Raw genomic sequence first — 283 nt, 5'->3', positions numbered from 1 at the left:
CACCCAGCCCGCAGAGCCGGATGAGCTGGACGTTGAAGGCGTCATCAAGGGCATTTACCTGCTGGCGCCGGCCAAGATCGACGGCCCGCGCACGCAGATCCTTGCCTCCGGCGTCTCGGTTCCCTGGGCCATCGAAGCCCAGCGGATCCTGGCCGAGGACTGGGGCGTCTCCGCCGACGTCTGGTCCGTGACCTCCTGGAACGAACTGCGCCGCGACGGCATGGCCGCCGAGGAAGAGGCCTTCCTGAACCCCGGCAAGACTGCCCGGGTGCCGTTCGTCACG

At 68.6% G+C, this 283-nt stretch carries 1 protein-coding gene; it reads left to right on the top strand.

Annotated elements, in window-relative coordinates; translation table 11 throughout:
• Positions 1 to 283: transketolase-like TK C-terminal-containing protein (locus AC6CH3_RS23535; protein ID WP_498134724.1), on the top strand; the 283-nt coding region annotated here is incomplete at both ends.

The organism is Arthrobacter sp. GQ119, from assembly GCF_059759125.1.
This window is presented reverse-complemented; position numbering and strand designations above follow the sequence as displayed.